Genomic DNA, 2,851 nt, shown 5'->3' on the forward strand with positions numbered 1-2,851 from the left:
CGGTGGCGGTGGCGAGAATGCAAGCGCCCCCCACGCACCCGCCAGAGCCAACCTACCCTTGCTGCCTTCCGGCCCTGGGGGAGTTCAGTCAGATAGCGCCGCGTGAGGGGCTCCGCACAGGCTACAGGATCTGAGCGGGGGGAACGAGTTCGCGAGCACTCCTCAACGTCTTGTATTGTTTGCCGCGGAGGATTCGCCTAGTGGCCTAGGGCGCACGCTTGGAAAGCGTGTTGGGGGCAACCCCTCACGAGTTCGAATCTCGTATCCTCCGCCAGTGCCTCACCGGGCACGATGTCGAAGGGCCCCACCGTTCGCGGTGGGGCCCTTCGTCGTTGTCCGTCTCAGTTTCCGTCTCAGTTTGTATCTGAGTCCGTTTTCGGGAGCTCCCAAAGGGCGTCGCCAACTTGCTGGGCGACTTTGCGAAGCATGGTCCCCGTCACGTGCATGTACCGAGCGCGCATCCGGGCCGCTCCCCCGGGCTCCCAACCCATGATCGAGTCGATCACGACGTCAGGGACCCCGAGGATCAGGAGAACGGTCGCGGCGGTGTGGCGAGCGTCGTGGAGACGGCCGTTGCGCACGCCCGCGTCCCTGAGGAGTCTCTTCCAGGTGTGAAAGTCGGTGTTGGGGCTGAGAGGCCCGCCGATCGGCGAGGCGAAGACGTATCCCTTGCCCTCCCAATCGGCGCCGGCCGCGATGCGCTCCCGTTCCTGGGCTTCCTGGTGCTGGCGGAGAATCTTGATCAGCGGGTCTGGCAAGCCGATGGTGCGTCGGCCCGCGCGTGACTTGGTGGACTTGTGCTCGCGCCGGGTCTGCTCCCGCTTGGGGCAGTAACCAGCCTTCCGGCCACACGGGTTGGCACCGCAGCCGTGCGCGTAATTGGGGCGGAGTCGGTTCTTGCGAATACGGACGTATCCCGAGGCAAGGTCGACGTCTTCCCAGTGCAGGCCGAGAGCCTCACCCTGCCGAAGGCCGAGCGCCAGGGCGACGACCCAACGTGCACTGTTGCGGAGCTTGGCCGCTTCGACGAGCAGGCTCTGAACCTCCTCGATCGTGAACGGCTCGATGTCCTCCTCTTCGAGTCGCGGAGCCTTGGCGATCTCGGCCGCGTTGGTGGGCACGTGTCCGCGCCTCACTGCCTCGCTGAGGGCGGTACGGACCGTGCGGTGCACGTGGTGGGCGGTGCCGGCCGCGCTGCCGTTGCTCTGCATCTTTTGGTAGAAGCGCTCCAGATGCTCGGGCTCCAGCCGATCGAGCCGGTGGGCGCCGAGACCCGGGACCAGGTGCACGCGGACGTCCACCTCGTATCCGGCGTACGTGTTCTCGGAGACGTACGGCTTGGCGATGTTCTCGACCCAGTGCTCAAGCCAACCCTGGACGGTCCAGCCCTTGCCCGGCTTCCGGAGCTTCTTGTCGTCGCGGGCCCGTTCCAACTCGCGTACGGCCTTGGTCACTTCGGCTTTCGTCTTCCGCTCGACGTGGCGGCGGTCAGGCTTGCCGTCATCGCGGACGCCGACCGTCACGCGGCCGTGCCATTTGCCGTCCTTGCCGAGGTAGATGGACGAGGCGCCGTTGGGCTGGCGGGTGCGTTTGGTCTCTGCCATGTCTCCCCCTTCAGGCCGCTACGGCGGGACGGCGGCGGAGTTGGGTGACGTATGCGGGCAGCGCCTCGGCCGGAACACGGCGGAGTCTGCCGACCGTGACCGATTCGATCTCGCCCGCGAGCACGAGCTTGAAGCACGTCGTACGGCCGATACGGAGTCGCCGTGCCGCCTCTTCAACGGTCAGCAGGACCAAGGACGGGTCGGCCAGTTCCGAGACAGCGGTCAGGGCTCGCGGCTCAGCCACGGGTGGGCTCTCCTTCCGTACCGGGGGCGGGTTCGAGGGATTCGGCGAGCCAGGCTTCGGTGTCGGTGAGGCCGGTCCCGGCATAGACCCAGTGGGCAAGGACGAGGGTCGTGACCACCTCCGGAATTCCGGAGGTGGGGTGAGCGTCATTGGCTGCGATGGCTTGCGCTGCGCGCCACTCCGCTCGGGCGTCGCGGAGGGCGCCGAGGGTGGTGGAGTAGCGGCGGGATTTGGTGGAGAAGTGGCCGCGGAAGCCGAGCATGTGGGCCCAGGCGCGCAGGCGGAGGTGTTCCAGGTCCTTGCGGGCGCCGAGGGTCCAGGCGGTGCGGATGAGTCGGCGGGCGTGGTCGCTGATGTCGAGTTGGGCGAGTTCGGCGGCGAACTTGAGCGGGCGGTCGAGAGCTCCCGTCGCTGTTTCGGCGCCCTTGGTGGCGTACTTGGCGATGTAGGCGGCGACGGCTCGTTCGGTGAGTTCCTGGCCGTCGTTGAAGTCGGCGGATCGGATGGTGCGGACGTCGAGTTGGCGGCCAAACGTGAAGGTGTGGGTGCGGCCGTCGATGGTCGGGCCGTCGACGCGGACCTTGGCGGTCGCGGTGCGGATGGCGTCGGTGAGCAGTTCGGCGGTGGCCCAGGGCGGGGGCGGGGTGTCGCCGCCGGTGGGGCCGTCGATGCGGATGACGGCGTGGAAGTGGACGGCTCCGCGCTTCTGGTACTCGGCAACCTTGGCGAAGGACACGCGGGCGTGGTCGCGGAAGCGGCGTTGGGAGAGGCCTGCGCGCTTGGCGACCTCTCGGCGCAGGTAGGTGGAGAAGCGGCGCCAGAGGGGACCGGCGTGCGCGTTCCAGAGCACGGCCGCTTCGTAGTCGTAGGTGTCCGGGTTGAGTGGGGTGCCGAGGGTGTCGTCGTCCTGGGTGTGGTGGGTGCCGCAGCGGCAGGGTCGGCCGTCGGTGCGGCGGTTGTGGACCGGGCCGAAGCCGGGGGCGGTGAAGGTGGCGAAGACGCG

Annotated in this window: 3 protein-coding genes, 1 tRNA gene and 1 other RNA gene; 1 reads left to right on the forward strand and 4 read right to left on the reverse strand. The window is 68.2% G+C overall.

Annotated features, from left to right (window positions below):
* Positions 1-16: 16 nt before the first annotated feature.
* Positions 17-115: signal recognition particle sRNA small type (gene ffs / locus ACNFOC_RS52800), an RNA gene on the reverse strand.
* A 71-nt stretch (positions 116-186) separates the two neighbouring features.
* On the opposite strand from ffs, the gene ACNFOC_RS52805 reads away from it, so the two are divergent.
* Positions 187-274, forward strand: a tRNA-Ser gene (locus ACNFOC_RS52805).
* 79 nt (positions 275-353) lie between these two features.
* Here ACNFOC_RS52805 and ACNFOC_RS52810 read toward each other — a convergent pair.
* The 3 genes from ACNFOC_RS52810 to ACNFOC_RS52820 all read right to left on the reverse strand — a co-directional run.
* On the reverse strand, positions 354-1,604 hold the full coding sequence (locus tag ACNFOC_RS52810) for a tyrosine-type recombinase/integrase (RefSeq protein ID WP_416966088.1): 1,251 nt from the start codon (positions 1,602-1,604) through the stop codon (positions 354-356).
* Between the two features lie 10 nt (positions 1,605-1,614).
* On the reverse strand, positions 1,615-1,848 hold the full coding sequence (locus tag ACNFOC_RS52815) for an excisionase family DNA-binding protein (RefSeq protein ID WP_416966089.1): 234 nt from the start codon (positions 1,846-1,848) through the stop codon (positions 1,615-1,617).
* Positions 1,841-2,851: replication initiator (locus tag ACNFOC_RS52820; protein ID WP_416966090.1), on the reverse strand; the 1,011-nt coding region annotated here is incomplete at its 5' end. The genes ACNFOC_RS52820 and ACNFOC_RS52815, both read right to left, overlap by 8 nt.

It is taken from the genome of Streptomyces colwelliae (assembly GCF_048158785.1).
GTDB lineage: Bacteria > Actinomycetota > Actinomycetes > Streptomycetales > Streptomycetaceae > Streptomyces.